This window comes from Spiroplasma endosymbiont of Lonchoptera lutea (assembly GCF_964019715.1).
GTDB lineage: Bacteria > Bacillota_I > Bacilli_A > Mycoplasmatales > Nriv7 > Nriv7.
The window spans coordinates 886,285-909,858 of record NZ_OZ026463.1; the positions used below are offsets into that span (position 1 = coordinate 886,285).

At 24.3% G+C, this 23,574-nt stretch carries 23 protein-coding genes and 1 pseudogene; 16 read left to right on the forward strand and 8 right to left on the reverse strand.

What is annotated here, in order from left to right; all coding sequences use genetic code 4:
* The 5 genes from AACK97_RS05130 to AACK97_RS05150 all read left to right on the forward strand — a co-directional run bounded on the left by AACK97_RS05130 (position 1) and on the right by AACK97_RS05150 (position 3,643).
* Positions 1 to 285: a hypothetical protein gene (locus AACK97_RS05130; protein ID WP_338967068.1), complete on the forward strand. Its 285-nt coding sequence runs from the start codon at positions 1 to 3 to the stop codon at positions 283 to 285.
* A 2-nt stretch (positions 286 to 287) separates the two neighbouring features.
* Positions 288 to 536: a hypothetical protein gene (locus AACK97_RS05135; protein ID WP_338967070.1), complete on the forward strand. Its 249-nt coding sequence runs from the start codon at positions 288 to 290 to the stop codon at positions 534 to 536.
* Between the two features lie 22 nt (positions 537 to 558).
* Positions 559 to 951, forward strand: coding sequence for a hypothetical protein (locus AACK97_RS05140; protein ID WP_338967071.1), 393 nt, complete (start codon positions 559 to 561; stop codon positions 949 to 951).
* A 273-nt stretch (positions 952 to 1,224) separates the two neighbouring features.
* Positions 1,225 to 3,099, forward strand: a complete 1,875-nt coding sequence (locus tag AACK97_RS05145) for a hypothetical protein (RefSeq protein WP_338967073.1) — start codon at positions 1,225 to 1,227, stop codon at positions 3,097 to 3,099.
* Between the two features lie 55 nt (positions 3,100 to 3,154).
* Positions 3,155 to 3,643 carry a hypothetical protein gene (locus AACK97_RS05150; protein WP_338967075.1) on the forward strand — a complete coding sequence of 163 codons (489 nt, stop codon included), beginning with the start codon at positions 3,155 to 3,157 and terminating at the stop codon, positions 3,641 to 3,643.
* Between the two features lie 318 nt (positions 3,644 to 3,961).
* Here AACK97_RS05150 and AACK97_RS05155 read toward each other — a convergent pair whose 3' ends face one another.
* Complete coding sequence (locus AACK97_RS05155; protein ID WP_338967077.1) at positions 3,962 to 6,199, reverse strand: hypothetical protein; 2,238 nt, start codon at positions 6,197 to 6,199, stop codon at positions 3,962 to 3,964.
* A gap of 41 nt (positions 6,200 to 6,240) precedes the next feature.
* Positions 6,241 to 6,726, reverse strand: coding sequence for a hypothetical protein (locus tag AACK97_RS05160; RefSeq protein WP_338967079.1), 486 nt, complete (start codon positions 6,724 to 6,726; stop codon positions 6,241 to 6,243).
* A gap of 240 nt (positions 6,727 to 6,966) precedes the next feature.
* On the opposite strand from AACK97_RS05160, the gene AACK97_RS05165 reads away from it, so the two are divergent.
* On the forward strand, positions 6,967 to 8,199 hold the full coding sequence (locus AACK97_RS05165) for an Mbov_0401 family ICE element transposase-like protein (protein WP_338967081.1): 1,233 nt from the start codon (positions 6,967 to 6,969) through the stop codon (positions 8,197 to 8,199).
* Positions 8,200 to 8,263: 64 nt separating this feature from the next.
* A protein-coding gene (locus AACK97_RS05170; RefSeq protein WP_338967083.1) for an IS3 family transposase occupies positions 8,264 to 9,375 on the forward strand; the annotation gives its coding sequence in 2 pieces (ribosomal slippage) (positions 8,264 to 8,507 and positions 8,507 to 9,375; 1,113 coding nt in all).
* 367 nt (positions 9,376 to 9,742) lie between these two features.
* Here AACK97_RS05170 and AACK97_RS07680 read toward each other — a convergent pair.
* Complete coding sequence (locus AACK97_RS07680; RefSeq protein ID WP_422397243.1) at positions 9,743 to 9,997, reverse strand: DeoR family transcriptional regulator; 255 nt, start codon at positions 9,995 to 9,997, stop codon at positions 9,743 to 9,745.
* A gap of 223 nt (positions 9,998 to 10,220) precedes the next feature.
* Between AACK97_RS07680 and asnS the strand changes: the two genes are divergently transcribed.
* Both asnS and AACK97_RS05180 read left to right on the forward strand, forming a co-directional pair.
* The gene (gene asnS / locus AACK97_RS05175) at positions 10,221 to 11,576 is read left to right on the forward strand and encodes an asparagine--tRNA ligase (protein ID WP_338967085.1); all 1,356 of its coding nucleotides are present in this window, start codon (positions 10,221 to 10,223) and stop codon (positions 11,574 to 11,576) included.
* Between the two features lie 90 nt (positions 11,577 to 11,666).
* A complete protein-coding gene (locus tag AACK97_RS05180; RefSeq protein ID WP_338967087.1) occupies positions 11,667 to 12,611 on the forward strand; it encodes an IS30 family transposase in 945 nt (314 codons plus the stop codon).
* On the opposite strand, the gene AACK97_RS05185 is transcribed toward AACK97_RS05180, so the two are convergent.
* From AACK97_RS05185 to AACK97_RS05205, 4 genes and pseudogenes are all read right to left on the reverse strand, one after another.
* Positions 12,603 to 13,721: a hypothetical protein gene (locus AACK97_RS05185; RefSeq protein ID WP_338967089.1), complete on the reverse strand. Its 1,119-nt coding sequence runs from the start codon at positions 13,719 to 13,721 to the stop codon at positions 12,603 to 12,605. The genes AACK97_RS05180 and AACK97_RS05185 overlap by 9 nt on opposite strands.
* Before the next feature lie 150 nt (positions 13,722 to 13,871).
* Entirely contained in the window at positions 13,872 to 14,642 is a 771-nt protein-coding gene (locus AACK97_RS05190) for an IS3 family transposase (protein WP_422397244.1), read from the reverse strand.
* Positions 14,633 to 15,576, reverse strand: a pseudogene (locus tag AACK97_RS05195) (IS30 family transposase). Before AACK97_RS05195 ends, AACK97_RS05190 begins: the two are co-directional and overlap by 10 nt.
* A 146-nt stretch (positions 15,577 to 15,722) precedes the next feature.
* A complete protein-coding gene (locus tag AACK97_RS05205; protein ID WP_338966718.1) occupies positions 15,723 to 16,001 on the reverse strand; it encodes a transposase in 279 nt (92 codons plus the stop codon).
* Positions 16,002 to 16,125: 124 nt separating this feature from the next.
* On the opposite strand from AACK97_RS05205, the gene eno reads away from it, so the two are divergent.
* The 7 genes from eno (at position 16,126) to AACK97_RS05240 (ending at position 22,574) form a co-directional block, all read left to right on the forward strand.
* Positions 16,126 to 17,436, forward strand: a complete 1,311-nt coding sequence (eno, locus tag AACK97_RS05210; protein WP_338967094.1) for a phosphopyruvate hydratase — start codon at positions 16,126 to 16,128, stop codon at positions 17,434 to 17,436.
* Between the two features lie 292 nt (positions 17,437 to 17,728).
* Positions 17,729 to 18,658 (forward strand): 6-phosphofructokinase, encoded by a 930-nt coding sequence (gene pfkA, locus AACK97_RS05215; protein WP_338967095.1) that lies wholly within the window; start codon positions 17,729 to 17,731, stop codon positions 18,656 to 18,658.
* A gap of 47 nt (positions 18,659 to 18,705) precedes the next feature.
* A complete protein-coding gene (locus AACK97_RS05220; RefSeq protein WP_338967097.1) occupies positions 18,706 to 19,668 on the forward strand; it encodes an ABC transporter ATP-binding protein in 963 nt (320 codons plus the stop codon).
* The gene (locus AACK97_RS05225; protein ID WP_338967100.1) at positions 19,668 to 21,068 is read left to right on the forward strand and encodes a hypothetical protein; all 1,401 of its coding nucleotides are present in this window, start codon (positions 19,668 to 19,670) and stop codon (positions 21,066 to 21,068) included. Before AACK97_RS05220 ends, AACK97_RS05225 begins: the two co-directional genes overlap by 1 nt.
* A 186-nt stretch (positions 21,069 to 21,254) precedes the next feature.
* On the forward strand, positions 21,255 to 21,524 hold the full coding sequence (locus AACK97_RS05230; RefSeq protein WP_338967103.1) for a helix-turn-helix domain-containing protein: 270 nt from the start codon (positions 21,255 to 21,257) through the stop codon (positions 21,522 to 21,524).
* Between the two features lie 12 nt (positions 21,525 to 21,536).
* Entirely contained in the window at positions 21,537 to 22,127 is a 591-nt protein-coding gene (locus tag AACK97_RS05235; protein WP_338968992.1) for an IS30 family transposase, read from the forward strand.
* A 90-nt stretch (positions 22,128 to 22,217) separates the two neighbouring features.
* Positions 22,218 to 22,574 (forward strand): helix-turn-helix domain-containing protein, encoded by a 357-nt coding sequence (locus tag AACK97_RS05240; protein ID WP_338967106.1) that lies wholly within the window; start codon positions 22,218 to 22,220, stop codon positions 22,572 to 22,574.
* Here AACK97_RS05240 and AACK97_RS05245 read toward each other — a convergent pair.
* Positions 22,571 to 23,515, reverse strand: a complete 945-nt coding sequence (locus tag AACK97_RS05245; RefSeq protein WP_338967109.1) for an IS30 family transposase — start codon at positions 23,513 to 23,515, stop codon at positions 22,571 to 22,573. The genes AACK97_RS05240 and AACK97_RS05245 overlap by 4 nt on opposite strands.
* Positions 23,516 to 23,574: the final 59 nt, after the last annotated feature.

Sequence of the window (23,574 nt, forward strand, 5' to 3'; positions counted from 1 at the left end):
ATGGAAAATCTTGCAAAAATGGCCGACTTTCTCGCTCAAATGCTTTATAAAGTCTTTGACTTAATTTGAAGTTTAGAAGTACCAGGAACGAAAATTCAATTAATATTTCCTTTATGCTTAACACTTGCTGTAGAATTTCTTATGGCAATTATTCTTGGATTTGGTAGTCAACAAGTTAATTTAGAAAAACAACGCCAATATGCGGTTAAAAATAAGGGGCGGTTAAGTGCGTGAGGAAAAGCTAAAAAACAAATAAAACCAATAAAAACAAAACAAGGTAACTAAAAATGTTTAAATTAATTATTATTTTTATCTTAATAACTGTTCTTGGACTTTTAGCTGGTAGTCATTTTGAAACTTTGACGAACTACATTAGCGAAGGTCTTACCAATTTCCAAAAATTTATTACTAGCAATTTAACAATTTTAGAATTATTTAAACCAATGGCACGAACATTTTCGCAACATCCAATCTTTACCATTCTTGGTGTCACTTGTGTACTTATTGCTTTATTTATTGTGATTAAAGGACGATAAAAAATATGAAAAGAGAGTTAAAATGAAAAAAATTTTAGGCAAATTATTTAAAAAAGATAATTCAAAAGAAAAAATGTCATTAAAATTAAGAATTAAAAATTGATTTAAAAAGCAGTGGTTAAAAATAGTATTAAGTATCATTTTCATTTTTATAAGCTTATTAATTTGTGCATTAACAGTAAGCGATACTAAATGAATAACCGGAACAAGTGACGAATTTAATAATTTTATGAATAAAGAAATGGTTAATTTCTTTGGCAAGTTCAATAGTGGCATTATGCTAGCAGGAATATTTGTTTTTTGATGAGGCGGAGCAATATATTTTGCAATTAAATTTGAAAAATTAATCCGCTTGATTATTAAGAAAATTAAAGCAAAAAGAGTCTTGAAAAATGAAATCAAACAAACTCATTAATTTTTTAAAAAAATATTGATGAAGAATTTTACCTTACATTTTTATGATTACTATCTTTTTCATTCCATTTTTAAAATTGGAAATTAATGATTTGAAATTATTATATGAAAAATTTGAATTATTAATTTCACTTATGATACTAGGATATTTAGATATATGCATTACAATAGCTCTAATTATAAATTGTGGTATTGATTTTGACTTATTAAAAAAATTAAAGAAAAAAGAACAATAAAAAATAAAATATTTTAAAAAGGAGTGATAAAAATGTTTATGAAAATATTTACCGTGTTAATTATTAGTTTCAATAACATTTTTACTATTCCACCAAACATTAACAACGAGAAAACGGCAGTGCAACCAGTTAGAAATAAAAGAGAAACTCAATATAAAACATATGACTTAAAATTTTCAGAAATAAATAACAGTTATTTACAATCATTGTATAAAAAAGGCAGTGACCCAGTATATATTAATATTGACTCAGTAAAAGAACAATTACCTTTGGAAATAAAAAATTATGGAGAAAATACCAGAGGGTTTGCTGTCTTTACTAATGAACCAGTATTTAAAGAAATTAAAGAAATTTATAATTATAAAAAAGAAAACAGCATTCCAGAAGAAAGAGAATTTTTTGATAAAGATTTTCAAAAAACAAATACTGAGTACTTTTATATTGCTAAAAAAATTAAAGATGTAAAAATAACAATACAAGAATATAGTTATTCCGGTTCAAACAAATTTCATGTTAAAAAATTTTTAGCAAAATTAGAAACCAAACCAAGTACGGACATTGATTTGCCAGAAACAACAACTAATTTTGACGGTAACCATAAATATAGTGATGTTATTGATAATCTTGACTATTTAATGATTCATCGTGGTGATTTTGATAAATTTAATTACTCTTATCTCTATTGAACACCGGTATTTAATTTCATTGACGCCTTAGAAAAAGATTACTACAAAGAATTTATGATTAAAAATCACGGTTTTAAAAACGAAAGCTATTTCTATCACAAAACATCGACAGATTTAAAAAATATTAATGAAAATATCCTTAAAATTAAGGCATTTAACAAAACCCTAATTGCTGGAAATAATTATTTACAACTGCTACATGGTGAGACCGAAATCTGAAAATACGACACCAAAAAGGCTAACGATTATTACCTAATTAAGTACCTTTTTGGAACCTTAAATTACCTCAATGTTAGATTTAGTTTTTTACGCTACGACCCTGAATTAAGGAACGATATTTACCTTTATTTTAAAAACAATATCCCTAGTATTAACAGTAATAATTATAAAAATACTTTTGATGAAATCTACGAAATTCTTGGAAATTTCTTTGCTAGTTTATTTTATGCTACTTTTGATATGGATGAAAAAACTCATACCGAAATTGATTTTAAGGGAGTAGATAATTACAACAAAGATTACTTTATTCAAATCGGTTTCTTTTATCGTTCGCTAATTACCTTTTATCCTAAAAAATATTTAATCAATATTACTGGTAATTCGGAATTATTACTAAGAAGTTATTTTTTTACTTTTGACAAAAAAATGCACCAAGAGAATTACAATGCTATTAACAACACCAATAGCATTTATCAAATTGATTTTAATGTCCTTAAATCCTATGATAATAAACTCATTGCCTTACCAACCACCAAAACTGTTAACAGTATTAATTATCTCAATACCGATATTGATATTCGCTACGGTATTAATATTTTTACCTTAACCTTTCCGCTTTATTACAAAAGTAATATTTCTAACTACAATTTTAAAATTTATGACTTTAATGTCCTTAATTCCACAGCATTTATCCCTGATGGTTCCGCCAACTCAGAATGAGATGACTTAATTCCGCCGGCAAATTGCAAATATTCTGGACGATGAATACCAACATTTAATGATATTGGTTGTGCCATTCAGAATGCTGGTATTAAAATGCTAAACTGAATTCTGACGGCGTCACAAATCATTACAATTTTACGCCCGTTAGCAATTATTGCAAAAGCAACAGTTAACTTTTCAACCGCCATTTTTCCAGTTTTTAAAACGGTACCAGCTTTTTACTATACCTTTCAATTTTTAATCGGTTTTGCCATTTTTCTAATGATATTAAGGATTTTCCTGTAATATATATATATATATATATATATTGAAAAAATAAAGTAATAAAGGAATTAAAATAATGAAAATTTTAAATATAATAACTCTTTCGACATTAACAATATTACCAATAGTGGGCTGTTCTAAAAAAGAAAGCAAAACACAACAAGTTCAATATAAAACATATGACTTAAAATTTTCAGAAATAAATAACAGTTATTTACAATCATTGTATAAAAAAGGCAGTGACCCAGTATATATTAATATTGACTCAGTAAAAGAACAATTACCTTTGGAAATAAAAAATTATGGAGAAAATACCAGAGGGTTTGCTGTCTTTACTAATGAACCAGTATTTAAAGAAATTAAAGAAATTTATAATTATAAAAAAGAAAACAGCATTCCAGAAGAAAGAGAATTTTTTGATAAAGATTTTCAAAAAACAAATACTGAGTACTTTTATATTGCTAAAAAAATTAAAGATGTAAAAATAACAATACAAGAATATAGTTATTCCGGTTCAAACAAATTTCATATTAAAAAATTTCATACAAAAAAAGACAACAATTAATTCATTATTTAATTAATAAAAATATATAAAATGTTAAAATTTCTTTCCAAGAAAGATGGTTTTTCATTATGACAATACTCTTAAACAACTTTTTTATTTTTTCTCTTTTTTATTTTTACAAAATAAAAACCAGTAATTAATTAAAATTACTGGTTTGAATATTTTTCTTATTTTATCACAAGATATTAAAATCGTTGTGCTTGTTCCAATTATGAGTGATTGCACTTAAAATACTTAATATTTTTTTCATTGTTATAATTCTTTTCTTTTTAATTGATTAATTTTTCCTAACTAAACAAATTAACATTTTTTTATTTTTTATTGTATATTAACAATATAGTTAATTTTATAAGAAGTTGTAATCAATTTTCCATTAAAAATAATTGAATTATTATTTTCAGAAATTTCAAAAATATCAAATAAAAGACCATTATTTTTTAATTCATTCATTATATTTTTAATAGAATAATAAACTTCATTAGAATTATTAAAATCATCTACCACTGTCGCTTTAATATTTCCTGTAATTTCTTGTTTAATATTTCAAATAGTTTTTATTTTATATAAATCTGCAGAATGTTTAAGTATAACTTCACTTTTTGCAGGAATTTGAATTGAAGAAGATGGAATACTAATTTTTATTGTTTCTTTTTTATCATATTTTTTTTGATCTGCAATAGTATTTACATTTTCAATAGTTTTAGTAACAGAATGATTCGTTTGTTCTGAAGAATTATATTTTCCACCAGTTTTGCTTGAAATTTTAGCTTTAACTTCTGCAAGAGGACCAGTTTTAAATGATTTTTCAATTTCGCCACCAATTTCTCAAAAATGTTCTCTACCTGTGGTATTAATTGTTCCATCAGTAGTACTTGTTCCATCTTTTTTAGATAAACCTTTTGTTATTTGAAAACTATCAATTGTTTCTAAAGTAGTTTCACATGGAGGTGTGTTTTCTTTTTGTTCTAATTCAGAATCATTTTTAAATTTTGTTTCAATTTCTGAACATGTATTTTTAATAAGACTTAAAAATTGGGTATTTGTAGTTAAATTTAATGATGAATTAAAAAATGATTCTATAGAAATATCTTTTATATTAGCAATTTGAAAATTTGGTTTTTCTCTTTTATAAGTATAAAATATTCCTAATTTTATTCATTTTGTAAAATCAATTTCATCTTCTTGATTATCTGTTCCTAAAAAAATTTTAAAAATATCATTATGTTTTGTTGAAAAATAAACATTATTATATTTATCTACAATTATATTTTCAAGATCAATATTTATATTGTTAAAATTTGCTACTTTTATTATTTTGTCTGATCCATGATTTAAAAAATAAAATTCTTTAAATTTTGTAATCAAATAAACATTTCCGTTTTTATCAATATGTATATTTCTTATTATTCCTAAATTATCAATTTTTATTTCATCTAATATTCCTGTAATTTTTAAAATTAGATTATTACTGTTTAATTTATATAATCCATAATCTGTATAAAAATACACATTATCAAGAAAATCTGAAATAATTAAGTAAACTTTACCAACAAATTCATTATGTTCAATTTTAGTGGCATTTTGTAAACCATAATTTAATTTAAAAATTCCATTATTTGTTCCAAAATAAATATTGTTATAACTATCAATAGTTAATGAAGATAATTCTTCATTTATTCCAGTAATTTGTTTAGCAATATTACTATTTTTTTCTAATTTATAAGCTGCATTTGTAGAATAACTTGGGCTAATTGCTGTTAAAAAATATAAGTTTTCATATTTATCAAATTTAAAAGAATTATTATTTATTTGACCAATAATATTTATATCAAAATTAATTTTTTTTGATAAATTGTTTTTTAATTCAAACAACTCTGTAACATTGCCTTCCTGTTCTATAAAAAAAATAATTTCACTGGAATTGTTACTAACAATCTTAGTAACTTTTTTAAAATTTTCTTTTATTTTAAGAAGGTTATTATTTGTATTTAACTTGTACAAAGCATTATTTGTTCCAAAGTAAACATTATCATTACTATCAATTGTCATTGAATATAAAGATTCAGAAATATCGAAAGTATAAATTTTTGTTATTTGGTTATCATTAATATTAATTTTATAAATTATTTTTTCTGTAGTAATAAATAAATAATTATCATTTATTTCAAATAATTTAATTTTATTATTTTCATTTAATTCTTCTATTTTAATTTCAATAGAAGAATTGTCATCTTTTAATTTGTAAATTTTTGTATCATTTAAGAAATAAATATTATTTTTATTATTTTTTAAAAAATAACCCTTGTTAATATTATAACTTGGTATTGAATAAAATTTTTCAATATTTCTTAAATATAAACTATCAATTTTATTTATTGTATTGTTTTCTCTTTTATTCCTTTTTAATTTTTCTAAATTATTTTTTTGTAAATTAAATTCACTATTTTTTAATTGATTAATTTTTTCTTGCTTTTGATAAGGACTAGTAGCAATTACAGTTGGCATTGCAGTTCCGCTAACTGTTAATACACTTAATAAACTAAGTAATTTTTTCATTATTGTATTATCCCTTTCTATTTGTTTTTTTCAAAAAAACATTAATATTTATAAATGCTGTTATTTGGATTATCATTATCTCAATATCCAACGGTATTTGTTTTTATAACTATGCCTTCATTATTTTTTAATCCAAGATAAATTTCATGAAAATATGAGAAATTTTTTCAAATAGTTGTAGCCACTATTTCATAATCAGAATCAAAAATATACCCTCCAGCCCCTGAATGGTCTTCTTTATAAAATTTTTTCATCATTTTAACTAATTCTTTTATAAATTCTTCTTCTTTTTTAGATTCAAAAAGAAAAATAATTTCTTTAATATTTTCATTTGAAAATTTAATTTTTAATTCATCATGAGCTAAAAATTTATATCACTTTTCAATAGATTGTCTTTTAACTCGATTTAAATCTTCTAAATTTTGTAAATTATTTTCTTCTTTTTGATAAGGACTAGTAGCAATCACAGTTGGCATTGCAGTTCCGCTAACTGTTAATACACTTAATAACCTTAAGAGTTTTTTCATATTAATCAAATCCTTTTCGTGAATTTTTGCTAATTAATAAAATTTATAAGACTTTTTCCTTTCTCCAAAAATTAATCTAAAGTCTCTTTCCCTTGGAATTTAATTATATATCATTAAATAATAATTTCTGTCATTTTTTGCAGGATATTGAATACTAGTTCTAAAAAATATTTATCATTAAAGCAGAACAATAAGCTACCTAAACTTTATTAAAATTACTATCAAGAAAGGTAATTTATTATGTTAAAAATTAATAATAATTTAAAAACCCCAGAAAATAAACATTGATTCAGTTTATTCGCAACCCATAAAAATATGTACACCAATAAATGTGAACAATTGGCTAACGAATATGAAAAATTAGATGAATACTTATATAAATATCATTATCGGTTAAAACAAGGTTATAAAGTAGTTCATTTTGCAACAAGAACAATTATTACAATTTTTGGTGAAGTTGTTTTTAAACGACGCCGATATAAATATTGAAATCAAAAATCAGGTAAATTTGAATATGTATGTTTATTAGATAAAGAAATTGGTTTATTGCCTAAACAACGCATTTATTTTGATGTCCAATTTAAAGTTTTAAGTCTTTTAGGTGATGGAAAACGCTATCGTGATGTTTTAGATGCTCTAAATCATTGTTATATTTCAAAAGCTAGTATTTCAAATATTTTAAATAAATATGATATTGCTGAATATTTTCAACTAGCAGAAAAAGAAACTAAAACTAGAATTGATGTCAAAAATAAGAATTTATATATTCAACTAGATGAGACATTTTTAGCGACATTAGACCATAAAGTTAAACAAGACCAAAGAATTCGTTTAGTTACTTTTCATACCGGACATAAAGAAAAAAAATACAAAAATGCTCGTAGAGAATTAGAAAACAAACGAGGTCATTTTCTAATGTTAAAAATTGGTAAACGAATAAATACAATGAATTATCGTGATTTATTAATTAAAGAATTACAAAAACATTATGTAAATATTAATTATGACAAAATAATTGTTTGTGGCGATGGTGATACTTGAATTAGAGAAATTGCCAATAGTTTTGGTAATGTTAGATATATTTTGGATGGTTATCATGCTATTAAAAAATTAAAACAAACAGCATTTAATATTATTTTTGAAAATCGTAAAGTAACACTAAATAGTTGAATTAAATTATATAAGGATGGAAATCATCAAGAATTAATCAAAAACATTCGTAATGTTGCTAAAAATGAATTAAATAAAGATATTAAAACAAATTTAAGGAAGGCGAGTAATTATTTCAGTAATAATAAGCAAGGTATTCATAATCAAAATTTAGAATGAAATATCGGTTGTAGCATTGAAAGTGATGTATCGCATTTAGTAAAACAACAATTAGGATACGGAGCAAAAATATATAATCATAAGAATTTAAATAACTTATTACATTTAAGAATGGCAAATTTAAACAAATTAAATGTTGGATAGGCTACAATAAGTTGGACCATAATTATATAGACTTCAAAATTATTAAGAAAGAAGGAATATAAAAATGGGAAATAAAACCTCATACTCTGAAGAATTTAAAAAACAAATTGTAATGCTATACAAAAATGACAAAAGTGTTATTAATTTAGGGAAAGAATATAATTTACCAAAACCAACTATTTATAGTTGAATTAAAAATTATAATAATTCTGGGTCATTTAAAGCAAAAGATAATCGCACTGTCGAAGAAAATGAATTAATTTACTTGCGAAAAGAAAACCAACAATTACGAATGGAAAATGACATTTTAAAGCAAGCAGCACTGATAATCGGGAAAAAATAACAATAATTAATAACAACAAAAATAAATATTCAGTGAGGAAAATATGTAAGATTTTAGGTTTACTAAAATCAACATATTATTATCAAACTAATAAATGCACCAAGTTTGATGTTAATAATTATGAACAAGAAGTTATCAGTGCATTTAATAAAAGTCGCAAGATTTATGGTGCTCGTAAAATTAAAGCTGTTTTAATAAGAAAAAATATCATTTTATCACGACGAAAAATCCGATTCATTATGATCAAAAATAATTTGGTTTCTAAATACACCAAGTTAAAATATTGTAATCATAAAAAAATAGTTAATAATGACGAAATTAATAATGTTTTAAATCGTCAATTTAATGACAAAAAACCAAATGAAGTTGTTGTTAGTGATTTAACATATGTTCAAGTTGGCACTAAATGACATTATATTTGTTTATTAATTGACTTGTTTAATCGCGAAGTAATTGGCTATAGTGCTGGACCAAATAAAACTGCTGAATTAGTTCAACAAGCTTTTCACAAGATAACACGACCATTAAATAAAATAACTTTATTTCATACTGATCGTGGTAATGAGTTTAAAAATAAAATTATTGATGAAATTTTAATAACCTTTAAAATTAAAAGATCATTAAGCTCCAAAGGATGCCCATATGATAATGCTGTTGCTGAAGCAACTTACAAAACCTTTAAAACCGAATTTATTAACGGTAAAAAATTTGCAAACTTAACACAACTAAAATGCGAACTATTTGATTTTGTTAATTGATATAACAATATTCGAATTCATGGCAGTTTAAATTATTTAACTCCCGTTGAATTTAGAAAATACCAGTCTACATAAAAAGTGTCCTAAAAAGGGTTGCCAATCCATGTATTACATTACATTAATGAAAATATTAATTCAGAAATAGAAATCAGAAAAGAAATATATAAAAATTCATTATGAAATAAATATAATAATAAAAATGATGATAGTTGAATTAATAAGGGTAGTATTGTATATACGAATAAATATAGAAAACATAAATTTAGATAATTAGTGATAATTTATTAATAAAATTAATAATTTTTTATTGTGTAAAAATTCAATAATATGATAGAATGGTAATGAATAAAAATGACAATAACAAGAAAGGCGAGGTTAATTTAGTAATTAAATAATATAATTAGCTGATTGTTTTACTTCTTCAAAGCAATACCTAAGAAAACTAAACGCGACCCTTTTTAAAAAACTTCTTGTACTTGTCATAAGTCTGTGGTATATTACATAATAATTTAATTTGTGATTGGGTTTTGTTTATATATTTAATTCCACCGTGTAATAATTTAATGTGACCTTCTTTAGCAATTTCTTTTAGATCTCTTCTAACGGTAATTGCTGTAAAACTATAAGTATTTCGTACAAAGGTAATTAAATCGTTAATGGGAGTAAATTCTTTTTCTTGAATTTTCTTTAATAAGATTTTTTAACGACTAAATTTATGCATAGGCCTCACTTTCTTTCTATATCTTGATTTATTTATTTATTTTGATTTTATCATAAAATAATAAAATATTTGATTAAAAAAGAAAAAATATATAGTTTATTTGTAGATTTTATGTTTTAATTATCAACATATATTATATAAAATTATATGTGTTATAATTAAAAAAATCTTATTCATTTTGAAAAGAGGGAAAATATTAATGTTAATTAAAAAACTTTATGAAACATATAAAGCCATTGTTGGTCAAGAAATTACTTTAAAAGGTTGAGTACGAACTAATCGTGATTCTGGTAAAGTAGGTTTTATTAGTTTAAATGATGGTAGTTATTTGGATAGTATTCAAGTTGTTTATAATCAAGAAATTAAAACTTTTAATGAAATTAAAAGTTTGCGAACAGGTTCTTCAATTGCAGTAACAGGAGTATTAGTTTTGCCAGATAAAGGTAAGGAATTGTTTGAAATTAAAGCAACAAATATAAAAATATATAATAATGCTGTGGAACAATATCCATTACAAAAAAAAGAACATTCTAATGAATATTTACGAGAAATTGCTCATTTACGAGCTCGAACTAATAAGTTTTGAGCTATTTTTAAGATTAGAAGTAGTGTTAGTTATGCGATTCATTGCTTTTTTCAAAGAAATGACTTTTTATATTTGCATTCACCAATTATTACTAGTAATGATGCTGAAGGTGCGGGTGAAGCATTTATTGTGACAACTCGTGAAGATAATAATTATCAACAAGATTTCTTTTCTAAAAAGGCTAATTTAACTGTTTCTGGACAGTTAAATGCTGAAGCATATACACAAGCATTTAATCGTGTTTATACTTTTGGACCAACTTTTCGAGCCGAGAAGTCTCATACTTCTCGGCATGTAGCTGAATTTTGAATGGTAGAACCAGAGGTGGCATATAGTTCGTTAGAAGAAAATATCAAATTAGGAGAAGAATTAATTAAATATATTATTAATTATATTTTAGAAAATAATAAAAAAGAATTAAAGTTTCTAAATGATAATGTTGATAATAATTTATTAGATAAACTAAAGACAGTAGTAACTGTTAAATTTGTAGTTATGACTTATGATGATGCGATTATGGAATTAATTAAAGTTAAAGACCGTTTTGAAAATCAAGATATTCATTGAGGAATGGATTTACAAACTGAACATGAAAGATATTTATGTGAACAATTAACTAATAAGCCAACATTTATTATTAATTATCCACAAATTATTAAAGCATTTTATATGAAAACTAATGAGGATAATAAAACTGTTCAAGCAATGGATTTATTAGTCCCTGGAATTGGCGAATTAATTGGTGGTAGTCAAAGGGAAGATAATTATAAAAAATTATTATCAAAAATGCAAATGGCTAATTTAGATATTAAGGATTTTCAATGATATTTAAATTTAAGACAGTATGGGTATGCTCCAAGTGGTGGTTTTGGTTTAGGATTAGAACGATTAATTATGTATTTGACAGGAGTGACAAATATTCGTGATGTTTTACCATTCCCACGAGTACCTAATAGTTTAGAATTTTAAAAAAACCTGAAATGTAAAATTAAAAAGGACACTTATATAAAAAACAAATTGTGTTAATTCTATAATTAAGAAAAGAAAGGAATTAGCACAATGTATAAGTATCTGACTATTGAATCAATAATAGCAATAAAAGAATATAAAAGTTATGGATTTTCTATTCGTAAAATAGCAAAAGCAATTGATTATAGTAAATCAACTGTACACAGAGTTTGTAAATTATTAAATCAAAACTTATTACCATTAGAAATATTGAATCAAGTTCAAAAAAATAAACAAAATGCAGGTAGAAAATTAATAATTTTAACTTTAACAGAAATTAATACTATCAATCATTTGTTAATTACTAAAAATTATGCTCTTGATATAATTGCTGATTTTTTAAAGAAAAATAAAATAAAAAATATTTCAACAAAAACTTTATATAACATGTTTAAAACAAATCGAATGGGTTTTGATGAAAAAAATTTATTGAGAAAAGGCAAAAATAAACCTCATAAACAAAAAGAAACTAAGGGCAGAATTAATAATTGTAAATCTATTCATGAAAGAAATTTAATCATTCCAAATATTAAAAATATACAAGAATTTGGCCATTTAGAGGGAGATACTATCGTTGGTAAAGATCATAAAAGTTCTATTATTACTTTAGCTGATATATGATCAAAAACCACAATTCCTTTGAAAACTAAAAATCATAAAGCAGAAAGTATTACACAAAGTATAATAAAATTTATTTCAAAATTAATACCAGGAACAATTAAAACTATTACTTTTGATCGTGGTAAAGAATTTAGTAAATGAAAATTAATTGAAAAAAATTGTAATGTTAAAATTTATTTTGCAGATGCCGGCAAACCTTGTCAAAGAGGTTTAAATGAGAACAATAATGGTATTTTAAGAAGATATTTACCAAAATCTACTGATTTATCTTCATATAAACAAAAAGACTTAAATTCTATAGCATTTCAAATTAATTCTACACCCAGAAAATCATTATCTTATAAAAGACCAATAGATTTAATACAATTATTTTAAAAAACTGTCCCATTTATATTTACAATTCAGGTTTTGTTTAATACCGGTAATTGTTTTATCTAAATCTTCTATTTTTCATTCATTTTCTTTTAATCTTATAATGTAATTAAAATCTCTTATATATCCTTTGATTATTTCTTTTTCTGAAGCTTTAACATTTATTTTTTTTTGATTAACATATTTTTTTAATTCTTCTATTTTATTTGGTAAATTATTATTATATTCTTCTAAATGTTTTAATCATTCTTTTACTAAAGGATCATTAATAATTTTATTTGAAATTTCATTAATTTTACTTTTAGAAATAAAAATTAATTCTTTTTCTAGACCAATGGGATATATTGAACTATTATTATTATTAACTTTAATTTTTGCTAAAGAATTTTCATATGAAGAATGATTTTCATTTATTTTAATAACATTAAATTCTGATATTTTTAAATTAGGATATAAAATACTAAGTTTATTTAATATAGTGCTGTCACTATCATTTTCAATTATTCCTAAATTAATAATTTCATTATTAATATTTGTTGATCTTTTTTGCCTTAAACCAATATTAAAATCTTTATTAAAATTACCTAAATATTTATTTTCAAACATCCCTTCACTATCAATTATTTCTAAAATTTCAATTGAATTAACACCATTACCGAAAACATGATCTGCTACTAAAACAATTTTTATTTTATGTTTTCTATCGCTTTTATTTCATAAATCATAAATTTGATTAAAATTATTAAAAAGAACTCAAGAAATTAAACTATCAGGGTTATCCATCGCTACGCCATTAAAAAGGTTTGATAAATGAGAATGAGATGCTACACGTTTTACCGCATTAACTGCCTCATTATAATTTAAAATAAATTTTTCTACTGAATTTGGTGGTCAAAAAATATGAACTCTTCTTTTGGTAAAAAAATTATCTCCTGTTGAATATGTATTTCCTATATAATCATCACCTCTTTTATTTCTATTTAAGGTTTTTAAATTATTTGTTTGTTGATAACTGATATTATTTTTTGTTGGAGATGGGGCATTGCCAACAAGTCCCACCATCCCGCTTCCGGCTATTGTTATTGTTCCTAAAATTCCTAATAATTTTTTCATATTTAATAAGATCCCTTTCGTGAATTTTTAGTAATTAATAAAATTTACTAAACAATCAAACTTCCTTTCTCAAATTTGTAAAGCTTATTTAATACAAATTAATTATAAACAATTAAATAAGTGGATTGGCAACCCTTTTTAGGACACTTTTTATGTAGACTGGTATTTTCTAAATTCAACGGGAATTAAATAATTTAAACTGCCATGAATTCGAATATTGTTATATCAATTAACAAAATCAAATAGTTCGCATTTTAGTTGTGTTAAGTTTGCAAATTTTTTACCGTTAATAAATTCGGTTTTAAAGGTTTTGTAAGTTGCTTCAGCAACAGCATTATCATATGGGCATCCTTTGGAGCTTAATGATCTTTTAATTTTAAAGGTTATTAAAATTTCATCAATAATTTTATTTTTAAACTCATTACCACGATCAGTATGAAATAAAGTTATTTTATTTAATGGTCGTGTTATCTTGTGAAAAGCTTGTTGAACTAATTCAGCAGTTTTATTTGGTCCAGCACTATAGCCAATTACTTCGCGATTAAACAAGTCAATTAATAAACAAATATAATGTCATTTAGTACCAACTTGAACATATGTTAAATCACTAACAACAACTTCATTTGGTTTTTTGTCATTAAATTGACGATTTAAAACATTATTAATTTCGTCATTATTAACTGTTTTTTTATGATTACAATATTTTAACTTGGTGTATTTAGAAACCAAATTATTTTTGATCATAATGAATCGGATTTTTCGTCGTGATAAAATGATATTTTTTCTTATTAAAACAGCTTTAATTTTACGAGCACCATAAATCTTGCGACTTTTATTAAATGCACTGTTAGTTTGATAATAATATGTTGATTTTAGTAAACCTGAATTGTAAATATAAATGGGACAGTTTTTTAAAATAATTGTATTAAATCTATTGGTCTTTTATAAGATAATGATTTTCTGGGTGTAGAATTAATTTGAAATGCTATAGAATTTAAGTCTTTTTGTTTATATGAAGATAAATCAGTAGATTTTGGTAAATATCTTCTTAAAATACCATTATTGTTCTCATTTAAACCTCTTTGACAAGGTTTTCCGGCATCTGCAAAATAAATTTTAACATTACAATTTTTTTCAATTAATTTTCATTTACTAAATTCTTTACCACGATCAAAAGTAATAGTTTTAATTGTTCCTGGTATTAATTTTGAAATAAATTTTATTATACTTTGTGTAATACTTTCTGCTTTATGATTTTTAGTTTTCAAAGGAATTGTGGTTTTTGATCATATATCAGCTAAAGTAATAATAGAACTTTTATGATCTTTACCAACGATAGTATCTCCCTCTAAATGGCCAAATTCTTGTATATTTTTAATATTTGGAATGATTAAATTTCTTTCATGAATAGATTTACAATTATTAATTCTGCCCCTAGTTTCTTTTTGTTTATGAGGTTTATTTTTGCCTTTTCTCAATAAATTTTTTTCATCAAAACCCATTCGATTTGTTTTAAACATGTTATATAAAGTTTTTGTTGAAATATTTTTTATTTTATTTTTCTTTAAAAAATCAGCAATTATATCAAGAGCATAATTTTTAGTAATTAACAAATGATTGATAGTATTAATTTCTGTTAAAGTTAAAATTATTAATTTTCTACCTGCATTTTGTTTATTTTTTGAACTTGATTCAATATTTCTAATGGTAATAAGTTTTGATTTAATAATTTACAAACTCTGTGTACAGTTGATTTACTATAATCAATTGCTTTTGCTATTTTACGAATAGAAAATCCATAACTTTTATATTCTTTTATTGCTATTATTGATTCAATAGTCAGATACTTATACATTGTGCTAATTCCTTTCTTTTCTTAATTATAGAATTAACACAATTTGTTTTTTATATAAGTGTCCTTTTTAATTTTACATTTCAGGAAACCTAAAATCTTACATATTTTCCTCACTGAATATTTATTTTTGTTGTTATTAATTATTGTTATTTTTTCCCGATTATCAGTGCTGCTTGCTTTAAAATGTCATTTTCCATTCGTAATTGTTGGTTTTCTTTTCGCAAGTAAATTAATTCATTTTCTTCGACAGTACGATTATCTTTTGCTTTAAATGACCCAGAATTATTATAATTTTTAATTCAACTATAAATAGTTGGTTTTGGTAAATTATATTCTTTCCCTAAATTAATAACACTTTTGTCATTTTTGTATAGCATTACAATTTGTTTTTTAAATTCTTCAGAGTATGAGGTTTTATTTCCCATTTTTATATTCCTTCTTTCTTAATAATTTTGAAGTCTATATAATTATGGTCCAACTTATTGTAGCCTATCCAAGTTTTTGCTATAATATATAATATATATCTCATTTAGAGGAGGATAGTAATAGATGTCAAGAATTACAGATGTAAGAGCAATAGAAGTTTTAGATTCTCGTGGTAATCCCACAATTCAAGTGGAAGTGTGAAGTGAATTTGGTTACGGCAAAGCCTTGGTTCCGTCAGGGGCATCCACAGGTGAATTAGAAGCTTTAGAATTAAGAGATAACGATGAAAAGCGATATATGGGTAAAGGTGTTTTAAAAGCTGTTGCTAATATTAATAAAATGATTCGTGAAAAAGTAGTAGGAATGGATGTTACTAATCAACTTTTAGTTGATCAAGTGATGATTAAATTAGATGGTACAGATAATAAAGAAAAATTAGGAGCTAATGCAATTTTAGGAGTATCAATGGCAGCTATGCGTGCAGGTGCTGATGAAGTAGGTTTACCATTATATCAATATATTGGTGGTATTAATGCTAGAAAATTACCAGTACCAATGTTAAACATTATTAATGGTGGAGAACATGCAGACAACACAATTGATTTTCAAGAGTTTATGATTATGCCGGTTAGTGCTCGTGATTTTAAAGAAGCAATTAGAATGGCAGCAGAAGTATTTCATACTTTAAAGAAAATTTTACACGATGCTGGTGATACTACTTCTGTTGGTGATGAAGGTGGATTTGCTCCAAATTTAGATAATGAAGGTGCATTAGATGTTATTGTTAAAGCAATTGAAACAGCAGGATATAAAGCTGGTACGGATATTAAAATTGCAATGGATTGTGCTTCTAGCGAACTATATGATAAAGAACGAAAAATTTATGTCTTTAAAAAACTAAGCAAAAAAAGTGGCAAAGTTGTTGAAAAAACTACTGATGAAATGATTTCGTATTTAGAACAGTTAGTTAATAAATATCCGATTATTTCTATTGAAGATGGACTATCAGAACATGATTGAGATGGTTTTGTTAAATTAACAGAAAAATTAGGTAATAAAGTCCAAATTATGGGAGATGATATTTTTGTAACTAATCCTAAAATAACAAAAGAAGGTATTGAAAAGCAAGCGGCTAACTCAATTTTAATTAAAGTAAATCAAATTGGAACAATGAGTGAAACGATTGCGACAATTCAAATGGCGCAAAAAGCTAATTGAACAACAGTTGTATCACATCGTTCAGGTGAAACTGAGGATACAACTATTGCTGATTTAGCGGTCGCTTTAAACACTGGACAAATTAAAACTGGTTCAATGTCAAGAACCGATCGGATTGCTAAATATAATCGTCTCTTAACGATTGCACATGAATTAGGTGCTACTGGTGAATATGATGGAATGGAAACATTTTATAACTTAACAAAAAAATCTTAAAACCTTTAAATATCTCCTAGTTAATTGGGAGATATTTTTTATTTAAGAATATTATTTCTTTAATTAGAAACGATTTTCACTCTATTCTTGCTATTGTAGTAGTAAAGGAGGTTTAACGATAAAATTAAAATTTTATTAAGAATACCTTTTTAAAAAATAACAAATTAATAGTATAGTCCCCAACTAATTAATTATTAAGGAGACAAATAGCACTTTAATAAATTAGTATATTGTGGAGAATATATTTTTGCTATAATTAAAATACTAAATATTTAGAAGGGATAAATTAAAAATGGCAAAATTGATGAAGAAAGTTGCGATATTAACTTCTGGTGGCGATGCGCCAGGAATGAACAATACGGTGGCGCAAATAATTAAAAAAGCAATAGCAAATAATATTCTGCCTTACATTGTTAGGGATGGTTATGAAGGTTTAACACAAGGTTGAATTGAAGAAACTAATGAAGACTTTGCGAGAAAAATTGTTAATCGTGGGGGAACAGCGATTGGTACTTCCCGTTATCCTGAATTTGCAAAGGAAGAAGTAAGACAACGAGCGATTAATAATTTAAAACAATTAGAAATTAATAATTTAATTGTTATTGGTGGTGATGGTAGTTATCAAGGTGCTAATAAATTAGTAGCAATGGGATTAAATTGTATTGGTTTGCCAGGAACAATAGATAATGATGTTGTATCAAGTGATTTTACTATTGGTTTTGATACGGCATTAAATACCGTTATTGAAGCAATTGACCGTGTTCGCGATACTAATGAATCTCATAATCGTTGTGGAATTATTGAAGTTATGGGTCGTTATTGTGGAGATATTGCGATGCTGGCGGGAATTGGTAGTGGCGTGGAAATTATTAGTACATCAGAAAATAAATTGACAGAAGAAGAAATTATTCAGCAAACTAAAAAATGTTATGAGAAAAAGTATCGTTCGATAATTATTCTTGTAACGGAAAAACTGTATGATGTTCATCAATTGGCGAAAGAAGTTGAAAAAGGTAGTGGTTATGTTACGCGAGCAACAGTCTTAGGACATATTCAAAGAGGCGGTATGCCAACAGCAATGGATCGCTATTTAGCAACAATTTTAGGAACTGAAGCTATTAAGCAATTAATTGCTGGCAATGCAGGGATTTGTATTGGATTAAGTGGAAATGGTTTACAAAGTTATTCTTTTACTAAAGCATTAGCAATGAAACGAAAATAAGCTGGTCGTATTCATCATTAGTCATAAAATATACAAGGAGTAAATTAATGGAAAATAATAATTATGCAATTTCTATTAGTGGATTAACCAAAAGGTTTAAAAAACAAGTTGCTGTTAATAACATTACTATTAAAGTAAAAAGTGGTAAAATTCATGGTTTTATTGGACCTAATGGTAGTGGAAAAACAACAACAATTAAATGTTTAATCGGTTCAATTATTCCTAATAGTGGTGAAATACAAATTGATGGTAAAGATGCTACGCTGTCTGTAGCTAAAGAAGTTTTAGGATATATTCCTGAAAATGCTCGTTTTCCAATGCACTTGTCAACATATAAATATTTAACTTGAATGAGTTTTTTACGAGGAAACAATTGAAAAAAAAGTAAAAAGGAAGCTAAAGCATCATTAGAACAATTAAATTTATGAAAGTTTCAACGAAAAAATCCTAATAGTTTTTCTTCTGGAATGAAAAAAAAGGTATTATTAGCACAAGCTCTTATTTCTAATCCTAAAATATTAATTTTAGATGAACCAGCAGCTAATTTAGATCCAACAGCGAGAATGGAATTATTTGGTGAATTAATTAAACTTCGTGATATGGGAAAAAGCATTTTGATTTCATCACATATTTTATTAGAGTTACAAAATATTATTGATGAAGTTACAATTTTAAATCATGGTAATGTTATTTACAGTGATATCATTCAAACTAAAAAACAAAATTTATATATGTTTGATCCTTTAAAACCAGAATTGTTTATTAAAGTATTAAAAAAAGCTGGTTATGATGTTCAAATAATGAATGAAAAAATTGTGGTGCAAATTAAAAATGATCAAGAATTGTTAAATATTAGTGAATTAGCGCTTGAACATAAAATTTTAATTAAATCAACACAACCGTATACAACAGACTTAACTGAGTTGTATGAACAAATTATTAAAAATGATCAACAATCAGAAATTGTGTCTAGTCATAAAAACAGTAATAAAAAGGAAGGTAAGAAGTAATGCCAATTAAAACTCAAAAAGTAACAAGTAAAAACTATAAATTTAGTTTTAGAGCGCCAATTTTGCTTTATACTTTAAATAAAATTATTAAGGCAATTTCATCTTGAGTTTTTCTAATTATTGGTTTAATAATTCCTTTAGCGATTGTCGGTTCATTATCTTATTTTTTAAATATGCGTTTAGAAACTGTTTCTAATATTACTACTGATGTGATAAGAGCAGAATATGTTTCTTTAAATAATCAAATAATTACTATTTTATATGGTTTTTTTATTAGTTTTTTAATTTTATTAAGTTATTCTAAAGCATCACAAATTTTTCGTGATGAAATTAGTGATGGAACATTATTAATTTTTAATACTTTACCAATGACAAGAACAAGACTTGTTACAGAAAAAATCTTAGCATTTCACATTACAATTATAACTTATATAATTATTTGTTTAGGATTGCCAATTTTAATAACACCATTATTTTTTAAAGTTTTACCATTTATTTTTATGGGTCAATTTGCTAAAAATATTTTTATTTTAATTGGAGTTTTAATATTATTGCAGTTTTTAATTTCTAGTCCTGCTTTATTATTGTCATTAGTTTTTTCTTCAAAAGTTTTAATATTATTTGCTGCTTTATTTCTTGGTTTAATTCAAATTTTTGGTTTAGTTGATACATTTATAAGTCCGATGGCTGCTGGTTCAAATTTATTTCAAAGACAATCAGAATGAGATGAAGACTTTAAGTTAATTCCTGATTTTAGGAAATTACTTTTATTAAGTGATGTTGAATTAGAAAAATCAGGATTTAATGAATGAAAAAATGCAATTAATAAATATGCACAAGACAATGGTGGTGAAGTTGGATATAATTATTTTGATTATTCAATAGAACCGTGAAAAGAAACAAATTTTCAATTAGCAGTGGATAATACAAATAATATTAGTAACCCATATAACATTAATTATAAACAAATGTTTAATATCATTTTGAAATATAAAATATTTAATAAAATTATGAGAGTATGAGATGATAGTCAAGAATTTAATAAGGTTATGGGATATTGGTTTGCAATCAAATTTGATGAATGAAGAAAATTATTAGGTCAGAAGATACCACCATTTACTGTTACGATGGGGAAAATAGCTACTGCAATTTCATATTTAAATGTTGTTAAACATTGACAGTTATTAGTGTCACCAGCCTTGAATGATAATAATATAAATAAGATTAATACTAACAAGAATATTGGATTTGTAAAAAATGCTGATAGTTCATATTCATATCGCCCTGATATTACAAGAGAAATTATTAATATTCCTGGTGCTTATGTTTTCTATATTCTTTTAACTATTGGTGTCATTTTTGGAACCTGATGGGTGTTTAAAAATAAAGATTTTACTTAATTTATTACTTTTAAATTGATTAATATTAATAATAAAAATAGTTCTTATACAATATGTGTAAGAACTATTTTTTAAATTGCTGAATTATACTTGTAAGTGCAAGTAAATAAAATTGCAAAAGATTTCATATAAAAATTTCATGATGCTAAGTTTATTTTAGAAAAAGTAAATTTAAGGAGTTTTTATATGGGATACAAACATCTTGGCATAGATGAAAGAATTTATATTGAGAATCAATTGAAATTTAAAGTAAAAATTAGTGAAATAGCTAAAAATCTTAATCGAAGTATTAGTACTATTAATCGAGAAGTTAATAGAAATAAAGATAATAATCATTATTTTTCATTAATTGCACAAAATAAAGCAGAAAATAGAAAACAATTACATGTTTATTTTCATAAATTTAAAAATAGAGAATTAGTAAAATATGTACAACAAAAATTATTATTAGGTTAATCGCCTGAACAAATTTATGGCAGAATTAAAAATTTTCATCAAGAATGAATTATTAGTTTTAAAACAATTTACAATTGAATTTATTCTGGATTACTTGAAAAGGTTACTAGTAAAAATTTAAGAAGAAAAGGTAAGAAACGAAAATCTCAAGAAAATCGGGGTAAATTTAATGGTAAATCCATTAAAGAACGAAATGTTAATAATCGCATAACTCTTGACCATTGAGAAGGTGATACTGTAGTATCATCACGAGGTAAAAGTAAATCATGTTTAATAACTTTAGTTGAAAGAACATCAAGATTTACTTTAGCAATATTAGTTGAAAATAGAACTACTAAAGTTATTAACAAAAATATTAGTCATTATTTATCAATTCTTCCAAATAATCTTGTTAAGACTATAACATTTGATAGGGGTAAAGAATTTGCTAATTGACAACAACTTGAAAAAAATTTAAATGTGAAAATTTATTTTGCTGATGCATATTCATCTTGACAAAGAGGTACTAATGAAAATACTAATGGTTTAATTAGAGAAAAATTTCCTAAAAAATTTAATTTTTCAAACACTACTAAAAATGCAGTTGCTGAATTATACTTGTAAGTGCAAGTAAATAAAATTGCAAAAGATTTCATATAAAAATTTCATGATGCTAAGTTTATTTTAGAAAAAGTAAATTTAAGGAGTTTTTATATGGGATACAAATATCTTGGCATAGATGAAAGAATTTATATTGAGAATCAATTGAAATTTAAAGTAAAAATTAGTGAAATAGCTAAAAATCTTAATCGAAGTATTAGTACTATTAATCGAGAAGTTAATAGAAATAAAGATAATAATCATTATTTTTCATTAATTGCACAAAATAAAGCAGAAAATAGAAAACAATTACATGTTTATTTTCATAAATTTAAAAATAGAGAATTAGTAAAATATGTACAACAAAAATTATTATTAGGTTGATCGCCTGAACAAATTTATGGCAGAATTAAAAATTTTCATCAAGAATGAATTATTAGTTTGCCAAATTGTAAAGTTAAGTGCAACTAAATTATTTTTCTAACCAAATATTCGATTGGCGAAAGATAATTTAGTATTTTTCTTAGTCTTTGGTTTAAAGACAATATAAATTTATGAACTGCATTTTTAGTAGTGTTTGAAAAATTAAATTTTTTAGGAAATTTTTCTCTAATTAAACCATTAGTATTTTCATTAGTACCTCTTTGTCAAGGTGAATATGCATCAGCAAAATAAATTTTCACATTTAAATTTTTTTCAAGTTGTTGTCAATTAGCAAATTCTTTACCCCTATCAAATGTTATAGTCTTAACAAGATTATTTGGAAGAATTGATAAATAATGACTAATATTTTTGTTAATAACTTTAGTAGTTCTATTTTCAACTAATATTGCTAAAGTAAATCTTGATGTTCTTTCAACTAAAGTTATTAAACATGATTTACTTTTACCTCGTGATGATACTACAGTATCACCTTCTCAATGGCCAAGAGTTATGCGATTATTAACATTTCGTTCTTTAATGGATTTACCATTAAATTTACCTCGATTTTCTTGAGATTTTCGTTTCTTACCTTTTCTTCTTAAATTTTTACTAGTAACCTTTTCAAGTAATCCAGAATAAATTCAATTGTAAATTGTTTTAAAACTAATAATTCATTCTTGATGAAAATTTTTAATTCTGCCATAAATTTGTTCAGGCGATCAACCTAATAATAATTTTTGTTGTACATATTTTACTAATTCTCTATTTTTAAATTTATGAAAATAAACATGTAATTGTTTTCTATTTTCTGCTTTATTTTGTGCAATTAATGAAAAATAATGATTATTATCTTTAATTCTATTAACTTCTCGATTAATAGTACTAATACTTCGATTAAGATTTTTAGCTATTTCACTAATTTTTACTTTAAATTTCAATTGATTCTCAATATAAATTCTTTCATCTATGCCAAGATATTTGTATCCCATATAAAAACTCCTTAAATTTACTTTTTCTAAAATAAACTTAGCATCATGAAATTTTTATA